This is a genomic window from Paenibacillus albicereus (assembly GCF_012676905.1).
In the GTDB taxonomy this organism is placed as follows: Bacteria; Bacillota; Bacilli; order Paenibacillales; family Paenibacillaceae; genus Paenibacillus_O; species Paenibacillus_O albicereus.
Map to the genome: position 1 here is coordinate 633255 of NZ_CP051428.1, position 21746 is coordinate 655000.

The 21746-nt window shown below is 63.7% G+C and carries 17 protein-coding genes (1 of these 17 only partly in view); 9 read left to right on the top strand and 8 right to left on the bottom strand.

Annotated elements, in window-relative coordinates; translation table 11 throughout:
* Nucleotides 1-470: 470 nt before the first annotated feature.
* Complete coding sequence (locus HGI30_RS02720) at nt 471-2090, bottom strand: nitrite/sulfite reductase (protein ID WP_168906286.1); 1620 nt, start codon at nt 2088-2090, stop codon at nt 471-473.
* Between the two features lie 394 nt (nt 2091-2484).
* Here HGI30_RS02720 and HGI30_RS02725 point away from each other — a divergent pair, with 394 nt between their 5' ends.
* Entirely contained in the window at nt 2485-2700 is a 216-nt protein-coding gene (locus tag HGI30_RS02725) for a hypothetical protein (RefSeq protein ID WP_168906287.1), read from the top strand.
* A gap of 119 nt (nt 2701-2819) precedes the next feature.
* On the opposite strand, the gene HGI30_RS02730 is transcribed toward HGI30_RS02725, so the two are convergent.
* Entirely contained in the window at nt 2820-3788 is a 969-nt protein-coding gene (locus HGI30_RS02730) for a sugar phosphate isomerase/epimerase family protein (RefSeq protein ID WP_168906288.1), read from the bottom strand.
* Between the two features lie 147 nt (nt 3789-3935).
* Here HGI30_RS02730 and HGI30_RS02735 point away from each other — a divergent pair, with 147 nt between their 5' ends.
* Nucleotides 3936-4664: a PIG-L family deacetylase gene (locus HGI30_RS02735; protein WP_168906289.1), complete on the top strand. Its 729-nt coding sequence runs from the start codon at nt 3936-3938 to the stop codon at nt 4662-4664.
* A gap of 118 nt (nt 4665-4782) precedes the next feature.
* On the opposite strand, the gene HGI30_RS02740 is transcribed toward HGI30_RS02735, so the two are convergent.
* Nucleotides 4783-5316, bottom strand: coding sequence for an accessory gene regulator B family protein (locus tag HGI30_RS02740; RefSeq protein WP_168906290.1), 534 nt, complete (start codon nt 5314-5316; stop codon nt 4783-4785).
* Nucleotides 5279-5995: a hypothetical protein gene (locus HGI30_RS02745; RefSeq protein WP_168906291.1), complete on the bottom strand. Its 717-nt coding sequence runs from the start codon at nt 5993-5995 to the stop codon at nt 5279-5281. Before HGI30_RS02745 ends, HGI30_RS02740 begins: the two co-directional genes overlap by 38 nt.
* 583 nt (nt 5996-6578) lie before the next feature.
* Between HGI30_RS02745 and serS the strand changes: the two genes are divergently transcribed.
* Nucleotides 6579-7868: a serine--tRNA ligase gene (gene serS / locus HGI30_RS02750; protein WP_168906292.1), complete on the top strand. Its 1290-nt coding sequence runs from the start codon at nt 6579-6581 to the stop codon at nt 7866-7868.
* Between the two features lie 70 nt (nt 7869-7938).
* Here serS and HGI30_RS02755 read toward each other — a convergent pair whose 3' ends face one another.
* From HGI30_RS02755 to HGI30_RS02765, 3 genes are all read right to left on the bottom strand, one after another.
* Nucleotides 7939-8802 carry an SDR family oxidoreductase gene (locus tag HGI30_RS02755; protein WP_168906293.1) on the bottom strand — a complete coding sequence of 288 codons (864 nt, stop codon included), beginning with the start codon at nt 8800-8802 and terminating at the stop codon, nt 7939-7941.
* Nucleotides 8799-10010 (bottom strand): mannonate dehydratase, encoded by a 1212-nt coding sequence (uxuA, locus tag HGI30_RS02760; protein WP_168906294.1) that lies wholly within the window; start codon nt 10008-10010, stop codon nt 8799-8801. Before uxuA ends, HGI30_RS02755 begins: the two co-directional genes overlap by 4 nt.
* Nucleotides 10011-10116: 106 nt before the next feature.
* Nucleotides 10117-10809 carry a GntR family transcriptional regulator gene (locus HGI30_RS02765; protein ID WP_168906295.1) on the bottom strand — a complete coding sequence of 231 codons (693 nt, stop codon included), beginning with the start codon at nt 10807-10809 and terminating at the stop codon, nt 10117-10119.
* A gap of 253 nt (nt 10810-11062) precedes the next feature.
* On the opposite strand from HGI30_RS02765, the gene HGI30_RS02770 reads away from it, so the two are divergent.
* From HGI30_RS02770 to HGI30_RS02780, 3 genes are all read left to right on the top strand, one after another.
* The gene (locus HGI30_RS02770; protein WP_168906296.1) at nt 11063-13633 is read left to right on the top strand and encodes a U32 family peptidase; all 2571 of its coding nucleotides are present in this window, start codon (nt 11063-11065) and stop codon (nt 13631-13633) included.
* A 180-nt stretch (nt 13634-13813) separates the two neighbouring features.
* Nucleotides 13814-14797, top strand: coding sequence for a nucleoside hydrolase (locus HGI30_RS02775; protein WP_235680298.1), 984 nt, complete (start codon nt 13814-13816; stop codon nt 14795-14797).
* Nucleotides 14798-14889: 92 nt separating this feature from the next.
* On the top strand, nt 14890-16065 hold the full coding sequence (locus HGI30_RS02780; RefSeq protein ID WP_168906297.1) for a stalk domain-containing protein: 1176 nt from the start codon (nt 14890-14892) through the stop codon (nt 16063-16065).
* A 103-nt stretch (nt 16066-16168) separates the two neighbouring features.
* Here the strand turns inward: HGI30_RS02780 and HGI30_RS02785 are convergent, their stop codons facing one another.
* Complete coding sequence (locus tag HGI30_RS02785; RefSeq protein ID WP_168906298.1) at nt 16169-16810, bottom strand: hypothetical protein; 642 nt, start codon at nt 16808-16810, stop codon at nt 16169-16171.
* Between the two features lie 203 nt (nt 16811-17013).
* Here HGI30_RS02785 and HGI30_RS02790 point away from each other — a divergent pair, with 203 nt between their 5' ends.
* From HGI30_RS02790 to ligA, 3 genes are all read left to right on the top strand, one after another.
* Complete coding sequence (locus HGI30_RS02790) at nt 17014-17718, top strand: geranylgeranylglyceryl/heptaprenylglyceryl phosphate synthase (RefSeq protein WP_168906299.1); 705 nt, start codon at nt 17014-17016, stop codon at nt 17716-17718.
* A 71-nt stretch (nt 17719-17789) separates the two neighbouring features.
* Entirely contained in the window at nt 17790-20138 is a 2349-nt protein-coding gene (gene pcrA / locus HGI30_RS02795; protein ID WP_168909686.1) for a DNA helicase PcrA, read from the top strand.
* A gap of 184 nt (nt 20139-20322) precedes the next feature.
* A protein-coding gene (gene ligA / locus HGI30_RS02800) for an NAD-dependent DNA ligase LigA (RefSeq protein ID WP_407945005.1) crosses the window boundary here: on the top strand, nt 20323-21746 show its 5' portion. The gene runs 649 nt beyond the window's last position; only the first 1424 of its 2073 coding nucleotides appear in the window; it begins with the start codon at nt 20323-20325; its stop codon lies off the right edge, out of view.

Genomic DNA, 21746 nt, shown 5'->3' on the forward strand with positions numbered 1-21746 from the left:
CAGTCGTCAGGAAGGAGGGAGCATACGGCCGCACAACTTGGAAGGAGGGAGGGGGTGAGACGTGGCTGAAAGCGTGAGAAGATGGAGAGAGGCGGGGAGCGGAGGGGATGGAAGGCTCCTGAAGAAGCGGCAGCGGTTCCCTTGAAGGCCGGATTCCTTCCGTATCGGAAAGGAAAATCAGAGGAATCCGGGCTTCAGCGGAATCGGAAGGAGTCTCCATCCACGGAGCGGCTTCTGCAAAAGCCGAACCCTCCTCGGAGCGGCTTCTGCAAAAGCCGAGCCCGTCCACGGAGCGGCTTCTGCAAAAGCCGAGCCCGTCCTCGGAGGTTTCGCAAAAGCCGAGCCCGCCCCTCCCTGGAGCAGCTCCCAGCATACGACATCCCTCCTCGAAGCACATTCATTCGGCGACGAAGCCATCCGCACGAAAAAAAGCCCGGCCAAGGGCCGAGCTTCATTTCCATACGATCCGATCAGCCAGCCGCCTTCGCCGCCAGCAGCTCGGTCAGCTTCTCCTGGAACGCCGGCACGCCGACGCGCAGGACGTACGCATGGAACGTTTCGCCGCTTTCGCGGCCTTGCTTGTAGAACTCGATCAGCTGAGCGAGCACGGCCGGCACGTCGTCGCCTTTGACGCGGCCCTTGAGCGGCTTGTTCAGCACGGCGCCCGGGCCGAGAATGCCGCCGACGGCGATGTCGAACGCATCCACCATGCCGTCCGGCGTCTTGACGAGCGAGCCCTGCAGGCCGATGTCCGCGATATGCTTCTGGCCGCAGCCGTTCGGGCAGCCGATGAAGTGGATGCGGATCTTCTCGTCGAGCTGCACGTTCTCGTCGAGGTATTCGGCGACGCGGCGAGCGCGCTCCTTGGTCTCGACGATGGCGAGGTTGCAGAACTCGTTGCCCGTGCAGCTGACCGTGCGGCTCATGAACGGCTTCGGATCCGGCGTCAGCCGCCGGAACACCGGAGCGGCCAGCGCGGCTTCCAGGTCTTCGTCCTTGACGCCTGTGATGATGATGTTCTGGGACATCGTCGTGCGGATCTTGCCCTCGCCGTATTGCTCGGCGATGTCGCACAGCTGCTCCAGCTCATCCGAGTTCGTGCGGCCGACCGGCACGTTGAGGCCGATGTAGTTGCGGCCGTCCTTCTGCTTGTGCACGCCGTCGAAGTAGGCGGCCTGCCAGCCGACCGTCTTGCTCGTTCCCTTGGACGGCATGTCGCCGATCAGCTTGAGCAGCTCTTCCTGGAACTTCTCCGGTCCCCAGTCGGCCACGAGGAACTTGAGGCGGGCATGATGGCGCTTCTCGCGGTAGCCGTGGTCGCGGAACAGCGTCGTGACGCCGACGGCGACCTTGAGCGCTTCCTCGGGACGGACGAAGATGTCGAGCTCCTGAGCCAAATAAGGCTTGGCGCTCAGACCGCCGCCGACCCAGGCGTGGAAGCCGATGACTTCCTCGCCGTCGATCTCCTTGACCGCCGGCGTGTACGCCAGGTCGTTGATTTCCGCGTGCGCATTGTTGTAAATGTTGGCGGAGATGGACATCTTGTACTTGCGGGGCAAGTTGGAGAAGTCACGGTTCATCAGGAAGAAATCGTTCACTTCCTCCACGAGCGCCGTCGTGTCCATGAGCTCGTCCTTGTCGATGCCCTGCAGAGGGTTGCCGACGATCGTGCGCGGGCAATCGCCGCACGACTCGTAGCTGTACAAGCCGACCTCCTCGAGGCGCTTGAAGATGTCCGGCATATGCTCGATGCGCAGCCAGTGATACTGGATGGCCTGGCGCGTCGTCACGTCGATCAGGCCTCGCCCGTAGTCCCGGCCGATCGAAGCGAGCGCGCGCGCCTGCGTCGACGTCAGCACGCCGGAGTTGATGCGGATGCGCATCATGAAGTAGCCGTCGCGCGGCTTCTGCTCATACACGCCGGCCCATTTGAAGCGGTTCATATCGTCCTCGGGGATGGAATCATAGCCCTCCAGCGCGTATTTCTCGATGATCGTGCGGATGACGTCGAGGCCGTCCTTCTCGATCTTCCACAGCTCCATTTTATTCAGCTTGGATGGGTCGCTCATCCAGGGCGTTTCGTAAGCCATGATCTTGAACCTCCCGGTCTAAATGGTGCCTGCATCAATTCCGATAAAAAAGGTGTGATTATGCTATTCCGATCGTACCATACCGGCGTAGAAATGGGAACAACGCCAGTCGCGTCGGCTATAACGATTGCTGATACAGCCCATCGGCTTTTTTTATAATCCGGGGAATAGGAATATCCGCCATGTCGCACCCTATATGGTGACAAAATTGTGGCAAAGCGGTTACAGAGCGAAAACATCTTGCATCCTGTCCGCCTAAAAGATACCATAGGCTTATATGTAGCCATAGAGGAACACCCCCTTCGAGGCGAAGCGTTCGACCCTCGAAGTCTCGCGCCGCGTCAAGTTGGAAGCGGTCTTAGGCCAGCACTTTAATTCGGGAGGTCAGCACCCCATGTTCCTTGCAACAGCAGAAGTAGAGGCAACGAGCAGCACCTTCAACACCTTCGATATTTTCATGATTCTCTTCACCATTCTCATCGCTCTCGGCCTGGCGCGTCTCGTCACGCAAAAGAAGAAGAACATCTTCGCCATCGGCTGGACGGCTGCTTGCCTGCTTGTATTCCTGATCGTGGACTTCTTCATGGTCAAAGTTTGGCTGGGCATGTAGCCTCGCAGACGTACATATCGGCTCCAGCGGCAGGACAGCATGTCCGGCCGTGAATCCGAAGCAGCAAAAAAGCTTCCCCGGCTCGCAGGAGTCGGGGAAGCTTTTTTTCATCCTATTCCTTACACCCACCACATCTCGCCGAGCGGCTCGCGGATGAGCACTTGCTGCAGGTTGGCGACCGCTTTGCTGAAGCCTTCCTCGACGCTCATGAGGCCGTCCTCATGCTCGATGCTGACGACATAGTCGTAGCCGACCAGGCGCAGCGCGCTGATGATGTCGGCCCACACCTTGAGGTCGTGGCCGAAGCCGACGGAGCGGAACTGCCAGGCGCGGTCGAGCATCATCGTGTAGGACTGCATATCCGTCACGCCGTGCTTGTTGACGTTGATCGGATCGATCGTCGTATCCTTGGCGTGGAAGTGATGGATCGCGCCTTCGCGGCCGAGAATATGGATCGCCTGCACCGGATCAATGCCTTGCCACCACATGTGGCTCGGGTCGAGGTTGGCGCCGATCGCTTTGCCCGTCGCTTCGCGCAGGCGGAGCATCGTCGCCGGCGTATGGACGGAGAAGCCGCCGTGCAGCTCGAGGCCGATCTTGACGCCGGCTGCTTCGGAGATGCCGTTGATCTCGCTCCAGTACGGGATGACCTTCTGCTCCCACTGCCACTTGAGCACATCCTGGAAGTCGTTCGGCCAAGGCGCGACCGGCCAGTTCGGATACTTCGCGTCCTCGTGATCGCCCGGCAGGCCGGAGAACGTGTTGACGACCGGCACTTCGAGGCGGTTCGCGAGCTCGATCGTTTTGCGGATGATCGTGTCATGCTCCGTCGAAATGGCTTTTTGCGGATGCAGCGGGTTGCCGTGGCAGCTCAGCGCGCTGATGATGAGGCCGCGCGACTCGACCGCTTGCTTGAAGGCGCGGCGCTTGCCGTCGTCGGCGAGCAGCTCGTCCAGATCCAGATGCGGGCTGCCGGGATAGTTGCCGGTGCCGATTTCAAGTGCGTCCAGCCCTTTGGCCGCGATGTAGTCGAGCGATTCCTCGAATGATTTCTGAGCGAAAAGAACCGAAAATACGCCAAGCTTCATAGGGTAAAAACCTCCCGATCGGGTGATGGTAGCGCTATCGTCTCAAACAAGCCCATTATATCATGCCCGCATCGGTGCATTCATCCGCCGAAGCGGGTTCCGGCAAAATCGCATAAGAAGTGGACAAAGAACACGGAGGGATTCGAGATGGAGGGAATCGAGATGGAGGGAATCAAGACCCCGGTCGCGCTGCTGCTGGCGCATCCGGATGACGAGTCATTCCTGGCCGCGGCGTTATGCCGACGGCTGGCCGAGCTGGGTGAGCCTGCCGTCCTGCTGACGGCGACAAGGGGCGACGCCGGCGGAAGAGGGAGCGAGCTGGCGGCTTCCCTCGGCCGGAGGCTGGGCGAGATTCGAGAGCAGGAGCTGGAGGACGCGGCGGCCATCCTCGGCATCCGCGAAGTCGGGCATCTAGGCTACCCGGACGGCAAGCTGGGCGAAGCGGACGAAGAGGAGGCGGTCGAGCGGGCGGCGCTATGGCTGGCGATGCGACGGCCGGCGACGCTTGTCACCTTTCCGCCGGACGGAGGCAACGGGCATCCGGACCATAGGGCGATCTCGCGGATCGGAACGCGGCTCGTCCAGGAGCGGCGCGTGGCGGGGCTGGAGCGCCTCGTCTACATCGGGTCCGAGACGCTGGCACGGGAGGGGAGGAAGGAGGCGCTGGCGCTCGATACGGCGGCCGTCTGGCCGGCCAAGGCGGCAGCGCTGGCGGCGCATCGCTCGCAGATCGACACGATTGCGACCTATTTCGGCGACCTGTCGGAAGCTCCGGAGGCCTGGCGGTTCGAGCGCTTCTACTTGGCTTGGGAGGATGGCAAGGCCTGGCCTGGAGCGGAAGAGCCTGGATCGGTGTCCGATACGGAGGAGGGCTGATCCCTTTGCAGCTCGGGAGGCAGCGGCTGGGCGCCGACGTTTAATTTTTCCATGAGCGAAAAGAGAAGAGCGCTTGAGCTTAGAAAAGAAATGATCCAAGCCAGTGCGGTTCGTTTGTTCATCTGTCCACACCTCCCTTTCGCACAGGAAGAAGAGTAAAGGCTTGCGCGGCAAGAATAACGGCGAACAGCTCGGAATGGATAAAGAGGTTTGAACATACAAGAAGCAAGGAAACGGCTTTGTACCAAGGGAGCAGGCGATGGGGCAGACGGGTCGTTTTGTGGTCGAATGCCGGAGCTTTAAGCACGAAAATGGCGAGCGCTAACAGCGTGAGCGCCGTTGTTCCAAACCCGGAGAGCTTGAGGTGGGGAAGAGCGGCGTAGAGCGCTGCCGATAGGATTGCACACACTCCTAGCGATTGGAAGTGGAAGCCGCCGGAAAAAAAGCGAGTCAAATTGAACAACAGCATGGCCTTCAGCGTCAGCCCCAATTTTCCGGATAGGAGACCGAATGCCAACGCTAGAGCAGCCGTGGCTGCAATATTCAAATAAACGCCGATAGCATAGGCGATGACCTCGATTTTAATCCGGCCTTCCGGAGAATACCTCAATAATTTAGCGGCGATCGAGATCGACCATTTTTCCAGCAACATGGCTTCCCCTTGTGGAGCTCTTATTGTCCGTTTGGCGGAATAGAATCAGCATGGTAATAAGGACAACCATAGAAATGGCGTAGGAGAAATAAATCCATCCGTTTAAAGTCAAGAAGAGCGAGAAGAGAAGATTGATCAGATTCGCAGCTAGAGCAAGCGTCAATTTTTCGTACTGAGGAGAAAAATAAGGAATCTTCTCCTTGAAATCATGGGGAGTCTGCGGCATGAAGCGGTAGCCTCCCTTGCTCAGACGGATGATCCAAGCGATCAGCAAACAGGTCGCATCGGTTAAAAGCTGAAGAACGAAGACAAATCCCGTATTGGCCCCCGAAATCGCTGCGGGCAAGAAGTCGAATCGGGTGAGCAAAACGTAGATGGTAAACTGTAGCGGAAGAAAGACAATCATGCCGGATGATACGACAATCATGGACCAGAACAGCCTGAACTTGAAGAGAATGACAAAGAAAAGCACGGAAAGAACGAATTGCGATAATAAATCGAAGACGGACCAGTTCATTACCATCCGATTTAAATAAGAAAGCAGTGATGCGAGCGTGGAAATGAAGGCTATGACCGGAACCTTTTTTAAAATTGGAATTCGGAACAGGGCCAGCGCGACAACCAAGAGGGCGAAGACATCCATAAAGCCGAACAGAAGATACAGAACATGATCCAACATAAACGTACGGCACCTGCGCTTCCGGTAGAGAATAGGCGGACGAATCCGGCCGAGAGTGGTTTTAGTATAACAAGGGAATACCGGGATGACTATTGAATTGTTTCGAATAGATTTACACAAAAACCCTTGTATTTCATGGGTTCAAAAAGAAGATCATGCCTCCCGTGCAGCAGATCCTTCTTAATTACTTTTGTTGTAAAGTTTATTTTCGTTTAATGTATCATGAAGTAACGGATTTAACGCGGCACATGAACAAAGCAAGCGTTTATAATTCCTTCCAAAAGAATCCGGAGGGCGATGACGGGCCTTGTAGGCCGCAATCCCCTATGCTATAGTGGTTCAAACTCCATTCGCCATCATGCCGATGAAGGGATTCCAACCCGGAGGCGCACTCGTCAAGAGAGCGACAGCTTTCCTAAGCTTGCCGGCACCGCCCGTTACCGCGGAACCAAAGGGGATGGAATGCGCCGCATTCCGTCAAATTGGGTGGCACCGCGAGTCGTAAAAGCGCTCCTCGTCCCATGCGGACAGGGCGCTTTTTGTGTTTTCACCACTACGGCAAGCGGAAAGGAAGCGAGAGACGATGCTGGATCTGGCTTGGATCAGAGAGCATGAAGAGGAAGTTCGCGAGACGGCGCGCCGCAAGCGCATGGCGTTCCGGGTCGAGGAGCTGCTGGAGGCGGACCGGAGGCGGCGAGCGCTCGTCGCCCAGGTCGAGGAGCGCAGGCGTGCCCGGAACTTGCGGTCGGAGGGCGTAGCCCGCTGCATGAGGGAAGGCCGAGCGGAGGAAGCGGAAGCGCTGCGGGAGGCCGCGCGTCGGGAAGGAGCGGAGCTTGCCGCGCTGGAGCCGCTGCTGGCCGAGGCGGAGGCGGCGCTTCGACAGCGGCTGCTGGAGGTGCCGAACGTCGTCTCGCCCGATACGCCGCTTGGCGCCTCGGAGGCGGACAACGTCGAGCTGGAGCGCCGGGGAGCACCGCCGGAATTCGGCTTCCAGCCGCTGGATCACGTGGAGCTGGCCGAGCGGCACGGCCTGGCCGATTTCGCACGCGGGGCGAAGACCGCCGGTACGAGAAGCTGCTACCTGACCGGCATGGGAGCGCTGCTGCACCGGGCGGTGCAGCAGCTGGCCGTCGACCGTCTGCTCGAGGCCGGCTTCGAGCTGCTGGAGGTGCCGGTCATGCTGCGGAGCGGAGCGTTCGTGCAGACCGGATTCTTCCCGGCGGGCGAGGATCAGGTGTATGCGCTCGAGGGAGAAGACCTGCGGCTGGCGGGCACGTCGGAGGTGCCGCTCGTCGCCTATCATGCGGGAGAAGTGCTGGAGCTGGAGCGGCCGATCCGGCTCGCGGCCGCATCCGCCTGCTTCCGCAGCGAGGCCGGCTCGGCCGGACGCGACACGCGCGGGCTGTACCGCGTCCATCAGTTCGCCAAGGTCGAGCAGGTCGTCATCTGCCGGGCGGACCTGGCCGAGGCGGAGGCGCTGCTGCAGGAAATAACCGGCCACGCCGCCTCGCTGCTCGACGCGCTGGAGCTGCCGTATCGCATCATGGCCGTCTGCGCCGGAGACATGTCGGCCAAGACGTATAAGCAATACGACATCGAGACCTGGATGCCCGGACGGGGAGCCTACGGCGAGACCCATTCGTCGTCGCTGCTGCTCGACTACCAGGCGCGGCGCGCCGGCATCCGCTACCGGACAGAGGACGGCAGCCTCAAGCATGCCTATACGCTGAACAACACCGCCGTCGCGTCGCCCCGCATCCTCATCCCGCTGCTGGAGAACCACCAGCAGGAGGACGGCTCGATCGCCATCCCGGCGGCGCTGCGTCCCTATATGGGCGGCCGCGCGAGGCTGGAGCCCCCGGCCCCGCGCTAAGAGAGGCACGACCCACAAAAGCCCGTTTCGGACCTCCATCCGAAACGGGCTTTTTTTTCATCCGCGCACGTTAAACCCCGGAGTAGGCGGAAAATCCGCCGTCCACCGGCACCGTAATGCCGGTGACGAACGCCGCGGCATCGTCGTCGAGCAGCCAGAGCAGCGTCCCGAGCAGATCGTCGGGCTTGCCGAAGCGGCGCATCGGCGTGTGGGAGAGGATCTTTTGCGACCGCTCGGTGAGCGAGCCGTCCTCGGCGCGCAGCAGCCGGGCATTTTGCGCCGTCTCGAAAAAGCCGGGCGCGATCGCATTGACGCGGATGCCGGTCTCGGCGAAATGCACGGCCAGCCACTTCGTGAAGTTCTCGATGGCCGCCTTGGCCGCGCTGTACGCGGGAACCTTGGTCATCGGGGAGGGGGCGCTCATGGAGCTGACATTGAGGATGCTTCCGCCCCTCTGAAGCATGCCGCGGGCGAATACCTGCGTCGGCAGCAGCGAGCCCATGAAGTTGAGGTCGAGCACATGGCGGAACCCCGACGGCTCCAGCGAAAAGAAGCTCTGGAAGCCATCCCGCTCGAGATCGCCCGGCTGGAACGTCTCCGTGCCGGTAATCGCGCTCGGATGATTGCCGCCGGCGCCGTTGACGAGAATGTCGGGCCGGCCGAGCTCCCTTTCGATCCGGTCGGCTGCCGCCTCCACGCTCGCACGGTCGGTCACGTCGCAGCGGACGGCGAGCGCTTGGCCGCCGGCCTCGCGGATCTCGCGGGCGACGTCCTCGCAGCGCTCCAGCGTGCGCCCGAGCACGGCGACGGCCGTGCCCTGGCGGCCGAGCTCCAGCGCCATCGCCCGGCACAGCACGCCGGAGCCGCCGGTGACGACGGCGACCTTGCCGCTCAGGGACGGCCGCAGCAACTGCTCGCGGATGCCTGCGCTCATGAACGCGCCTCCTTTCGGCCGGCTTGCGGCGCATCGCCTGCTGCCGCCGCCTCGCTCGCGGCCGCAGCTGCCGTCGGTTCGCGGCGCTCCGGCCTCCGAGGCGGCTCGGGATGGCCCGCCGCTCCGGCCAAGCCGCGGGCGAGCGGTCCCCGCTGGCGCTCCAGCGCGTCCCATAGCCCCCACAGGTACATGATGCCCATCGCGCGGTCGTACAGCCCGTAGCCCGGGCGGACCTGCTCCGCCCACAGATGGCGGCCGTGGTCCGGACGGGCATAGCCTGTGAAGCCGACGTCATGGTACGCCTGCACGATGCCGGCGATGTCGACCGTTCCGTCCTGCGTCCGATGCGACGTCTCGATGAAGTCGCCGTTGTCGTACACCCGCACGTTGCGGATATGGCAGAACGGGATGCGGTCCGCGAACTCGCGCACCATCGCCGGGATGTCGTTCGCCGGGTTGGCGCCGAACGAGCCGCTGCACAGCGTCACGCCGTTCGCCGGGCTGTCATGCAGCGCCAGGAAGCGGCGCAGGTTGTCCTGCGACGTGATGATCCGGGGCAGGCCGAAGATCGGCCACGGCGGATCGTCCGGGTGGATCGCCATGCGGATGCCGTGCTGCTCCGCGACCGGGATGATTTCGTCCAGGAAGTACTTCGCGTGGTCGAACAGATCGTCCTCCGTCACGCCGCGATAGGCTTCGAACAGCGAGGACAGCGCTTTCAGCCGCTCCGGCTCCCAGCCGGGCATCGTCAGCGTCGAGTCGGACTCGATCTCGCGCGCCAGATCGGCGGGACTGATGTCCCGCACGCGCGCGGCCTCGTAGAACAGCGCCGTCGAGCCGTCGTCCATGGGCCGGCCGAGGTCGGTGCGCAGCCAGTCGAACACCGGCATGAAGTTGTAGCAGATGACCTCGACGCCGACTTGCGCGAGCTTCTCGATCGTGCGCTTGTAGTTCTCGATCCAGCGGTCGCGCGACGGCAGGCCGAGCTTGATGTCCTCGTGAATGTTGACGCTTTCGACCACCTTGACGTGCAGCCCCGCCGCGTCGGCGGCGCGCTTCACCTTCAGAATCTTGTCCATCGGCCACTCGTCTCCGGCCGGCACGTCGTGCAGCGCCCAGACGATGCCTTCGACGCCGGGGATCTGCCGGATCTGCTCCAGCGACACCGTATCGTTGCCTGCTCCGAACCAGCGGAATACCATTCTCACAGCATTCGTCGCCCCTCTCCCGTGGAATCGGCAGGATCGGCTCCTGCCGGATGCTTCTTGCGGTCAGCGATGGCGGCCGTCCGGCGACAGAGCCGGATGCGGCGAGTCAATCGATGCGGAAATAATCCGGGTACAGCTCCGCGAGCCGCGCCCGGTCGAGCCGGACGAGCTGCAGATGCTCCCGCATGACCCGCTCCGCTCGTTCCGGCTCCCGCCGGCGGATCGCCTGCAGGATGGCGCGGTGCTGCTCCAGCAGATGCCGCCAGTCCGGATCGGCCGCCAGCCGCAGCCGGCGGCTGCGGTTCAGATGCACGCCGGCCGAGCCGATGACGGACCACGTATGGCTCTTGCCGCAGGCGGCGAACAGCCGGGCGTGGAACTCCTCGTCGAGCCGGTACATGCGGCTGCCGTCCTGCCCGTCGTCGAGGCAGCTCTGCTGCAGCAGCAGGTTGGCCTCGAGCTCGGCCAGGCTGACCGGATCGAGCCCGTCCGCCGCCGCCAGCCGCACGACCGCCGCCTCCAGCTGCTCGCGCATGAAGCGGGCTTCCTCGACGAGATGGACGTCGATGCGGCTGACGTACGTGCCGCGCTGCGGGTAGATGTCGAGCAGCCCTTCCTGCGCCAGCCGGACGAAGCATTCGCGCACCGGCGTGCGGCTGACGCCGAATCGCGCCGACACGTCCTTTTCGCTGATGGCCGTCCCGGGAGGCAGCTCCAGCGACAGGATTTCCGCGCGCAGCCGGCGGTACGCCGCCTCGCGGGCGGAAGCGGGGCCGGTGGATGGCGTTGCTCCGTTCATGGCCGTCACCTCCTTGATCGTATGCTCCATGATGGAGCCGTCGCGCTCGCCGCCATTCTACCATACTTGTATGGTAGTTGAGAAGCATCGCTCCCAAGGCCTGAAGTTGCCAGCCGGCGAATCCTCGCGAAGGGTTGGTCAACCGGCGCCACTCTGCTACACTAGCAGTATGCGGGCCGCACCCGGCGGCCATGCTGGAACCAAGCGCTATTATAGTAGAAGCAAGCACAAGATATGGAGGCTTATCAGAGGCATGACCTTACCTATACAAGTACAAGCGGAGTCGTCCGCATCGTCCCTTCGGGGCGTACGACGGCAAGACATCGAGCTGCTCGCTCCTGCGGGCGATTGGGACTGCATGCGGGCCGCCGTCGCCAACGGCGCGGACGCGATCTTTTTCGGCGTCGAGAAGTTCAACGCGCGGGCGCGGGCCAACAACTTCCGCATGGACGAGCTGCCGGAGATCATGGGCTTCCTGCACCGCTACGGCGTCAAGGGCTTCCTGACGTTCAACATCCTCGTGTTCGAGGACGAGCTGCGGGACGCCAAGGCGCTTATCGACGCCTGCATCGACGCGGGCGTGGACGCCGTCATCGTGCAGGATCTCGGCCTCGTGAAGCTGATTCGCGAGATTTCGCCCGACTTTCCGATCCACGGCTCCACCCAGATGACGATCACCTCGCCCGAGGCGGTCGAGTTCACCAAGCCGTTCGACCTCGAGCGCGTCGTGCTCGGACGGGAGAACAACCTGAAGCAGATCCGCAAGATCGGCGAGCAGGCCAAGCTGCCGATGGAGGTGTTCGTGCATGGCGCGCTATGCGTCAGCTACTCCGGGCAGTGCCTCACGTCGGAAATGTGGGGCGGGCGCTCCGCCAACCGCGGCGAATGCGCGCAGGCGTGCCGTCTGCCGTACGACCTGATGGTCGACGGCGAGCAGAAGCCGATGGGCGACATCGCCTACCTGCTCTCGCCCAAGGACCTCGCGGCGATCGACCTCGTGCCGGAGCTGATCGAGGCGGGCGTCACCTCCTTCAAGATCGAAGGCCGCCTCAAGACGCCGGAGTACGTCGCCAACGTCGTCTCCAAGTACCGCAAGGCGATCGACGCCTACTTCGACGGCGACCGCAGCGGCCCGACGCGGGAGGAGATCCGCGAGCTGGAGCAGAGCTTCTCGCGCGGCTTCACGCACGGGTTCCTGGACGGCACCAACAACAAGAAGCTCGTCGACGGCTCCTTCCCCAAAAGCCGCGGCGTCTACCTCGGCCGCGTGGAGCGCGTGCTGCGCGACGGCGTCGTCTGCCGCATCGAGGCGCCGCTCAAGCGCGGAGACGGCATCGTGTTCGACGCCGGCGATCCGACGCAGAAGGAAGAGGGCGGCCGCGTCTATGACATCCGCCGCCAGGGCGTCAAGATCGAGGGCGAGGCCGCCGAAGGCGTCGTCATCGACATCGTGCCGGGCCGGCATGACGTCGACCTGCAGCGCGTGAAGGCCGGCGACCGCATCTGGAAGACGAGCGATCCGGCGCTGGATCGGCGCCTGCGCGCGACGTTCGAGACGGACAAGCCATACCGCGTCTTCCCGCTCGCGCTGCGCGTCGAGGGCCGCGAGGGCGAGCCGCTGCGGACGTGGTGGACCGACGTGCAAAAGGGCACGACCGTGCAGGTCGACAGCGAGCTGCCGCTCGAGAAGGCGCTCAAGCGGCCGATGGACCGCCAGCTGCTGGAGGATCAGCTCGGCCGTCTCGGCGGCACGCTGTTCCAGCTCGACCGGCTGGAGGTGGAGCTGGAGGGCGAGCTGATCGTGCCGGTGCGCGAGCTGAACCGGCTGCGCCGCGAGGCGGTCGAGCAGCTCGACGGCGAGCGGCCCAAGCCGCCCGTCTACGTCAAGCGCGAAGCCGACCCGCTGGCCGGGTCCCGGGCGCCGGAGCAGGCGGCGGCCGCAGCTCAGGCCGTTCCGGGCGAGGCGCGCCTGACGGCGCTCTGCCGCACGCTCGAGCAGGTGCGCGCCGCCTGCGAGACCGACGTCGAGATGATCTATGCCGACTTCGAGTTCATCAAGCAGTTCCCGGCGGCGATCGAGGCGGCCCGCGCGGCGGGCAAGCCGATCGCGCTGGCGACGCCGCGCATCCACATGCCGGGCGAGAACGGCTACCACGCCAACATCCTAAAGCTGAAGCCGGACGCGGTGCTCGTGCGCAACACCGGCGCGCTCTATTATTATCTGAAGGCGCGGATGGAGCGTCCGGGCGAGCCGTTCCCGCGGCTGATCGGCGACTTCTCGCTGAACATCGCCAACCACAAGGCGGTCGAGCTGTTCCGCGAGGCGGGCTGCGACGTCCTGACGCCTTCGTATGACCTCAACATCCAGCAGATGGTCGACCTGCTCGGCCGCACGGCGGAGCCCGAGGCGCTGGAGATCGTCATCCATCAGCATCTGCCGATGTTCCATACCGAGCACTGCGTCTACTGCACGTTCATCAGCGAAGGCACCGACTTCACCAACTGCGGCCGTCCGTGCGAGGAGCACAGCATCAGCCTGCAGGACCGGATCGGCATGAGCCATCCGGTGCGCGTGGACGAGGGCTGCCGCAACACCGTGTACAACGCCATCGAGCAGTCCGGCGCGGAGTATGTGCGCAACTTCCTCGAGCTCGGCGTGCGCTCGTACCGCGTCGAATTCCTGGAGGAGCCGGCCGAAAAGGTCGGCGAGGTGCTGCGACTGTACCGCGACGCCATCGACGGCCGCATCAGCGGCACGCAGGTATGGCGCAGCCTCAAGGCGACCAACCAGCTCGGCGTGACGCGCGGCCAGCTGGCGAAGTAATTCCAGCCGTCTCCCGACCGCCTGCAGACAGCGGAGGGACGGCTTCGTTCCCCGGTTCCTCCATGGGAGGCCGGGGAGCTTTTTTTGCGCTTGCGGGCCGTCCGCCAGCCGCCGCCAACACCGACGCATGACCGACAAGACCGACCATTCCCACCTTAGCCGAGAACAGGAGCTGCTACCATGAACCTTTCCCACCCTACTACCGATACGGCCAACCCCCGCCCGCTGCCGATGATTATCGACGCCGATACCGGCATCGACGACGCGCTGGCGATCCTCTATGCGGTCAAGTCGCCGCTCATCCAGCTGGAGGCGATCGGCACCTGCTTCGGCAACATCGGCGTGGAGCAGGCGACCGACAACACGCTGCGGCTGCTGAAGCTTGCCGGCGCGGAGGGAGTCGTGCCGGTCTACGCCGGCGCGGACAAGGCGATCGCGCGCGAGTTCCCCGGCGCCAAGAGCGACGTGCACGGCGAGAACGGCATCGGCGGAGCCGTGCTGCCGCCTTCCTCGCAGCAAGCGGAGGCGGAGCATGCCGCGGACTATTACGCGCGCGTCGCCAACGAGCGCCCGGGCGAGCTGACGCTCGTGCTGACCGGCCGCATGACCAACCTCGCGCTCGCACTGCAAAAGGACCCCGGCATCGCCTCCAAGTTCAAGAGCGTCGTCGTCATGGGCGGAGCCGTGCTCGTGCCGGGCAACATCACGCCGGCCGCCGAGGCGAACTTCTGGGGCGATCCCGAGGCGGCGCAGGTGCTGTTCGCGGCGGGCCTGCCGCTGACCGTCGTCGGCCTCGACGTGACGCTGCAGACGCTGCTCACCCGCGCCGACCTGGACCGGCTGGAGCGGCAAGGGGGCGAGGAGGGCTTTCCGGTCGCCCGCTTCCTGCAGGACTGCTTCGGCATCTACTTCGACTTCTACGGCCGCGTCAACGATTTCCAGGACAGCTGTCCGCTGCATGACCCGCTCGCCGTCATCGCGGCGGTCCGTCCCGAGCTCGTGACGAGCCGCACGCTGCTCGCCTCGATCGCTTGCGGCGATCCGCTGACCGCCGGCATGATCGTCACCGATCGGCGGGTCAAGCCGAGCGTCGGGCATCCGGTCGCGTTCGCGCTCGAAGTGGACGCGCCTGCCGTCGTCGAGGAGCTGTTCTCTGTATTTTAGTTCTTTAGACCTAGTTCTACCGTATGGTTACAGATCGTGTCGCATGGTATTATCTTCCTATGTGTCGATAGAATCATAGGGGGATGGATCAAATGAAACGACTGACATGGCTGGCTGCCGCCGCCGTGGCCTTGCTGCTGGCGCTTGCGGTGCCGGGTCAAGCGAAGGCCGAGCAAGCGGGCGGCGCGCTGCGCTTTACAATCGAAAAGACCGAGCTGGTCGTCGGCGAGAAGACGCCGGTGCAGGTCCAGGCTCCGGACGGCTACGGCCAGATCCGGAAGGTGCCGCTGGCCGAAGCGGACGTCGTCATCGAGAAGCCATATCTGCTTCAGAAGCTTCCTGACGGCACGATGAAGGCGCTGGCGGTCGGGGAGACGGACGTGACCGCGAGCTGGGGCGAGGAGAAGCTGACGCTGCGGGTGTCGATCTCGGCGGATTATTACATCGGCGGGGGCGTCCAGCTCAAGGGCGTCATGTACTTGCCGATCCAGGCGTTCTTCGCGGAGCTCGGGGCGCAGGTGACCTACCTCGAGGCCTCCAAGACGTTCCAGGTCAAGCTCGGCAACGATTCCATCCAGCTGCAGAAGGGCAGCGCGGCCGCGGTCGTGAACGGCGTGAAGACCGTGATGGCCGGACCCGTGCAGACCGCCGGCGGCTCGGCCGTATTCCCGGCTTCCCTGCTGCGCACGGCGATCGGGGCGACTCTCGAATGGAACGCCGACTACCAGTTCATGACGGTCTGGCAGGGCAAGGCCGAGCTGCAGATCGCCACGGAGCGGACGCAGGAGATCCTCAAGAACGAGAAGCTCGGCAGCCTGACCAAGCTGATCGGAAAAAGCTACTGGGTCAACAACTTCGACAGCAAGTACCGGTTCAAAAAGGTGACGATCCATGACATCGAGCCGGATGACGACGGCGGCTTCACGGTCGTGTTCAAGCTCGCCTCCACCGGCGAGCTCCTGCATACCGCCTTCACGAATGCCGAAGCGATTCGCTCCAACCTGGCCAGCAGCGACCAGTTCCTGACGGCCGATCCCCGCAAGACGTACAAATGGTCCAATGCCGTCTGGGACAAGATCGCAAACGAGAAGATCAGCGTCGGCATGACGAAGGACCAGGTGCGGATGAGCTGGGGCAAGCCGTCCGATACGAGCTATTCGGTCGTCGGCAGCATCTCCGTGGAGACGTGGAGATACGGCTCCTACACCAGCAGCTGGCTTCAATATGTCGTCTTTACGAACGGCAAGGTGAGCCAGATTTATTCCTAAGTCTAGAAGCGAGGGAAGCCGGCTCCCGCCTCCTCCTGCGCATCAAAAAAGCTTCCGCATCCGTTCGCGAAGAACGGATGCGGAAGCTTTTTGCATGTCCGGCTTAAATTTTCGGCTCCTTGTCGTAGCCGGGCAGATCGAAGTCGGTGTTGTTCAGCTCGCGGAACAGGTTCGTATCCTCGATGAACGCCCGCGTCTCGGGCGTGCCGAGCTTGTGGATCGTCAGGTAGAGGTCGTTGACCGAATTCTGGAAGCGCTTTTGCGTCGGGCTGCGGTCGTTGGACTTGTAAGGAATCATCGCCACCAGATGGCTCGCGCCGTCGTTCGCCTCCATCTCGTTAAGCAGGATCTCCAGCTTCTCCAGCTCCTCCGGCGTAGCGAGGATTTCCAGCTGATCGGTGTTGGAGCGCTCATGCTCGATCGTCTTGGACGTGATGGAGATGAAATACGGGCGCTTCGTCTCGTCCGGAGCCAGCTCCTCCGCGCTCGGCACGCGTCGTCTGTCCGGGTCTTCTTCCTCGTCGGCAGGAGCGTCCTGATGGACCGGACCGTCGCCGCCCTTGACCGCCGGAGGGTGGACCGCGCCTTCTGCTTCCACGACGCCTTGCGGCTCATGGCCGGTATGAGGCGTGCCGTCCGTCGTCACGTTCCGAGTTTCTTCGCGGCTGATTTCCTGCCGTGCCCGCTGCTCGTCCAGAATCGCACCGGATTCCGTCTCTACGCCTCTTGCGTTCGGTTCATGCATGGTCATTTCCTCCCTGTCGGCCAGAGCGGCCGGTTCGTGTGATTGTCGTATCCACCCTTACCAACGAGACGCCTCCTTTGAAACAAGCCTCGCTTCCGCATGAAGCCCTTCCCCGGCGAAGGCGGACCCTTTCGTTGACACCGTCCGAGGCCTTGACTAGACTGGAAAAACAGACATCGAGACAGACGGGAGAGAAGGCGACGATGACGGAACCGATGGAGGGCTGGCGGCATGTGTTCAAGCTCGATCCGGACCGGGAGCTCGGGCGCCGGGAGCTGGACGCCGTGCTCGGCTCCGGCACGGACGCGATCCTGGTCGGGGGATCGAGCGGCCTGACCTATGACAACACGGCGGCGCTGCTGGAGCAGCTGGCTTCCGCCCCGATGCCGGTGGCGCTGGAGGTGACGCGTCCGGAGCTGGCGATGCCGGGCTTCGACGCCTATCTGGTCCCGATCGTGCTGAACACGCCGGACGGAGGCTGGATCACCGGCCGTCAGGCGCGCGCGCTGGAGGAGTGGGGCGGCCTCGTTCCGTGGGACAAGACATGGGCCGAAGGCTACCTGATCCTTAATCCGGATTGCGAGGCGGCCAAGGTGAGCGGGGCGGAGGCTTCCCTGACCGAGCTGCAGGCGGCCGCCTACGCGAGGCTCGCCGACCGGCTGCTGCGGCTGCCGCTGCTTTACGTGGAGTACAGCGGCCGCTTCGGCGACATGGCGCTGCTGCGGCGGGTCAAGCGGGCGCTGTCCGGCGCCCGGCTCGTCTACGGCGGCGGCATCGACGGTCCGGAGCGCGCGGCGGAGGCCGCGCGGATCGCGACGACCGTCGTGGTCGGCAACGTGCTGTATGTCGATCCGGCAGCGGCTTTGGCGACGGTGGCGGCCGTGAGGGAAACCGTGCCAGCCGATTGACACGGCCGGCTTCGTTGCCCTAGACTGAAAGAAGCGAACACAAGGCGAACAAGGAGATCAATTTACCTATGATGATGAATCCGATAGGCATCGAAGAAGCGGTGGCCAAGCTCAACCCGCCCCAGCGCGAGGCCGTGCAGGCGACCGACGGGCCGCTCCTGATTATGGCCGGAGCCGGCTCGGGCAAGACGCGCGTGCTGACGCACCGGATCGCCTGGCTGATCGAGAAGCGGCGCGTGGCGCCGTGGAGCATCCTGGCGATCACGTTCACCAACAAGGCCGCCCGCGAGATGCGCGACCGCGTGTCCAAGCTCGTCGGCCCTTCCGGCAGCGATATCTGGGTGTCGACCTTCCACTCCATGTGCGTGCGCATCCTGCGCAAGGACATCGACCGGATCGGCTTCACGTCCAACTTCTCCATCCTCGACTCCGGCGACCAGCTGTCGGTCATCCGAGGCTGCATGAAGGACCTCAACCTCGACACCAAGAAGTTCGAGCCCAAGGCCGTGCAGTCCGTCATCAGCAGCGCCAAGAACGAGCTGATCGACCCGGCGCGCTTCGAGCAGCAGGCGGGCGCGGACTATTTCAACAAAGTCGTCTCCGACGTCTACAAGATGTACCAGAAGCGGCTGCGCAGCAACAACTCGCTCGACTTCGACGACCTCATCATGAGCACGATCCAGCTGTTCAAGGACGTGCCCGAGGTGCTCGACTTCTACCAAAACAAGTTCCGCTACCTGCACGTGGACGAGTATCAGGATACGAACCGCGCCCAGTACATGCTCTGCCGCATGCTGGCCGACAAGCACCACAACATCTGCGTCGTCGGCGACAGCGACCAGTCGATCTACCGCTGGCGCGGAGCGGACATCACCAACATCCTCAATTTCGAAGAGGACTACCCGGAGGCGCGCACGATCCTGCTGGAGCAGAACTACCGCTCCACCTCCAACATCCTGAACGCGGCCAACGCGGTCATCGGCCAGAACAGCGGCCGCAAGGACAAGCGGCTCTGGACCGAGCGCGGCGCCGGCGACAGCATCACGCTGTACCAAGCCGAGTCCGAGCATGACGAGGGCTACTTCGTGACAGGCGAGATCCGCTCGGGCCGGAACGGCGGCCGCAATTACGCGGACCACGCGATCCTTTACCGGACGAACGCCCAGTCCCGCGTCATCGAGGAGATCCTCATCAAGTCGGACATCCCGTACCAGATCGTCGGCGGCATCAAGTTCTACGACCGCAAGGAGATCAAGGACCTGCTCGGCTACCTGCGGCTCGTCTCCAACCCCAACGACGACATCAGCCTCGAGCGCATCATCAACGTTCCCAAGCGCGGCATCGGCGACACGACCGTCGCCAAGCTTTCCGAGGAGGCCGGACGGCGCGGGACGTCCATCTACCAGGTGCTCGGCGACCTGACCGGCGTCGAGATCAACGGCCGCACCCGCTCGCTGCTGGAGTCGTTCCGCTCGATGATCTCCAATCTCGAGGCGATGCGAGACTACCTGTCCGTCACCGAGCTTACGGAGAAGGTGCTGGAGCTGTCGGAGTACACGATGGAGCTGCATCGGGAGAACACGCTCGAGTCCAAGGCCCGCATCGAGAACATCGAGGAGTTCCTGTCCGTCACGCAGGAGTTCGAGCAGCGCAACGACGACAAGTCGCTCGTCTCGTTCCTGACCGACCTCGCGCTCATCGCCGACATCGACACGGTCGACAAGGACGACGCGCCGGCGGACGCGGTCATCCTCATGACGATGCACAGCGCCAAGGGACTGGAGTTCCCGGTCGTGTTCGTCATCGGCTGCGAGGAGGGCGTCTTCCCTCATAGCCGGGCCTTCACCGACAACGAGGAGCTCGAGGAGGAAAGGCGCCTCGCCTACGTCGGCATCACGCGCGCCGAGCAGCGGCTGTTCATGACATGCGCCCGCAGCCGCACGCTGTTCGGCCGCACGAGCAGCAACCCTCCGTCCCGATTCCTCAAGGAGATTCCGGACGAGGTCAAGGAGCTCGCCTCGCCCGGCCGCACGATCGGCGGTGGCGGGCGGTACGGCGGCGCTGCGGGCGGAGCCGGAGGCTTCGGCTACCGCGGCGGCGCCGCAGGCGCCTCCTCGCCGGCCTACGGCTCCGGCGCGGCGCGCTACGGCCGCCCGACCGGGTCACCCGCGGCCGGAGCCGCCGCAGGAGGCAGCAGCGTGCGCGTCAGCACGCCGGGCGCTCCTGCGGCCGGCATCGGCGACGCAGCACGCAGCTTCGTCGCCGGCGACAAGGTCTCCCACAAAAAGTGGGGCATCGGGACCGTCGTCTCGGTCAAGGGCGCCGGCAACGACACGGAGATCCAAATCGCCTTCCCGGCGCCGACCGGCCTCAAGAAGCTGCTTGCGAGCTTCGCGCCGGTCGAAAAGCTCGAAGGCTGATCCTGTCCTCTTTCATGCAGCTAGGCCTGACCTCATCCATAGACGGCATCGCAACCGTGCCCGGGTTCTGAACGCTTCAGCGCCCGGGCACGGTTGCATCCGCAGCGGTTGGTACAGACTGGTAGGGAGCCTGCTTCAACAAGCGATATCATGATTTATTTTTCGACGAAGGACGGGATGACGAGTGGACAACCGCACGGAGCAGCAGGAGGAGCTCAAGGCAGGAGCAGCCCCTGAGGCCATCGAGCGCATGAGGGAGCTCGCCGGCGAGCTCGCCGTACATAACTACAACTACTACACGCTCGACAAGCCGGTCATCAGCGACGCGGAGTACGACCGGCTCTACGACGAGCTGATCCGGCTGGAGCAGGAGAGCGGCGTCGTGCTGCCGGAGTCGCCCTCGCTGCGCGTCGGAGGCGACGTGCTCAAGGGCTTCGATCCGCATCGCCACCGCGCGCGCCTGTGGAGCCTCGACAAAGCCAAGGACGAGGATGGGGTCAGAGCCTGGAACCAACGGCTGCTGAGGGCGATCGGCGACTACAACGCCAAGCATCCCGACGAGGAGCCGCTGCCGGATCCTTCCTACGTCGTCGAGCTCAAGTTCGACGGCCTGACGCTCAACCTGACCTACGAGAACGGCCGGCTGGTGCAGGCGGCGACCCGCGGCAACGGGACGGTCGGCGAGAGCATCATGGCGCAGGTCAAGACGATCCGCTCGATTCCGCTGACGATTCCTTATCGGGAAGGGCTGTTCGAAGTCCAGGGCGAGGGGCTGATGTTCTTGTCCGTGCTGGAGGCGTACAACAAAACGGCGGCCGAGCCGCTCAAGAACGCCCGCAACGGGGCGGCCGGAGCGCTTCGCAACCTCAATCCCAAGGTGACGGCCGAGCGGCGGCTGGACGCGTTCTTCTATAATATCGGCTACGCCGACGAGCTGGAATTCTCCACGCATGAGGAGATGATCGGCTTCCTCCGCGACAACCGCTTCAAGGTCAATCCGTACCTCGCTTACTTCAGCGGCATCGAGGACGTCATAACGGAGCTGCATCAGATCGCCGTCAGGCGGCCGGAGTTCGACTACCTGATCGACGGCGCGGTCGTCAAGGTCACCGACATGCGCACGCGCGCGGCGATCGGCTATACCGACAAGTTCCCCCGATGGGCGGTCGCGTTCAAATTCGAGGCGGAAGAGAGCACGACCGTGCTGGAGTCCGTTTCCTGGAACGTCGGCCGCACCGGCAAGGTGACGCCGCTCGCGCGCGTCGAGCCGGTGGAGCTCGCCGGGGTCACGGTGCAGAACTGCACGCTCAACAACACCGGCGACATCGAGCGCAAGGGGCTGAAGCACGCGCTCGGCACGCGCGTCTTCATCCGCCGCTCCAACGACGTCATCCCCGAGATCCTCGGCAAGGCGGACGAAGAGGAGCAAGGCGAGGAGATCGTCTATCCGGAAGCCTGTCCGGCTTGCGGAACTCCGCTCGTCCAGCGCGGCGCGCATTTGTTCTGCGACAACCGGCTCGGCTGCAAGCCGCAGATCATCGCGCGTATCACGCATTTCGCCTCGCGCGACGCGATGGACATCGAGACGTTCAGCGTCATGACGGCCGA

Excerpts from the sequence above, each read along its gene's own strand:
- HGI30_RS02765 (WP_168906295.1), bottom strand. The coding sequence starts at position 10,809 with ATGAACGGAGCAACGCCATCCACCGGCCCCGCTTCCGCCCGCGAGGCG.
- HGI30_RS02780 (WP_168906297.1), top strand. The coding sequence starts at position 14,890 with ATGAAACGACTGACATGGCTGGCTGCCGCCGCCGTGGCCTTGCTGCTG.
- HGI30_RS02775 (WP_235680298.1), top strand. The coding sequence starts at position 13,814 with ATGAACCTTTCCCACCCTACTACCGATACGGCCAACCCCCGCCCGCTG.
- HGI30_RS02755 (WP_168906293.1), bottom strand. The coding sequence starts at position 8,802 with ATGAGCGCAGGCATCCGCGAGCAGTTGCTGCGGCCGTCCCTGAGCGGC.
- HGI30_RS02735 (WP_168906289.1), top strand. The coding sequence starts at position 3,936 with ATGGAGGGAATCGAGATGGAGGGAATCAAGACCCCGGTCGCGCTGCTG.
- HGI30_RS02770 (WP_168906296.1), top strand. The coding sequence starts at position 11,063 with ATGACCTTACCTATACAAGTACAAGCGGAGTCGTCCGCATCGTCCCTT.
- HGI30_RS02745 (WP_168906291.1), bottom strand. The coding sequence starts at position 5,995 with ATGTTGGATCATGTTCTGTATCTTCTGTTCGGCTTTATGGATGTCTTC.
- HGI30_RS02720 (WP_168906286.1), bottom strand. The coding sequence starts at position 2,090 with ATGGCTTACGAAACGCCCTGGATGAGCGACCCATCCAAGCTGAATAAA.
- serS (WP_168906292.1), top strand. The coding sequence starts at position 6,579 with ATGCTGGATCTGGCTTGGATCAGAGAGCATGAAGAGGAAGTTCGCGAG.
- HGI30_RS02740 (WP_168906290.1), bottom strand. The coding sequence starts at position 5,316 with ATGTTGCTGGAAAAATGGTCGATCTCGATCGCCGCTAAATTATTGAGG.
- HGI30_RS02790 (WP_168906299.1), top strand. The coding sequence starts at position 17,014 with ATGACGGAACCGATGGAGGGCTGGCGGCATGTGTTCAAGCTCGATCCG.
- HGI30_RS02730 (WP_168906288.1), bottom strand. The coding sequence starts at position 3,788 with ATGAAGCTTGGCGTATTTTCGGTTCTTTTCGCTCAGAAATCATTCGAG.
- HGI30_RS02785 (WP_168906298.1), bottom strand. The coding sequence starts at position 16,810 with ATGCATGAACCGAACGCAAGAGGCGTAGAGACGGAATCCGGTGCGATT.
- pcrA (WP_168909686.1), top strand. The coding sequence starts at position 17,790 with ATGATGAATCCGATAGGCATCGAAGAAGCGGTGGCCAAGCTCAACCCG.
- HGI30_RS02725 (WP_168906287.1), top strand. The coding sequence starts at position 2,485 with ATGTTCCTTGCAACAGCAGAAGTAGAGGCAACGAGCAGCACCTTCAAC.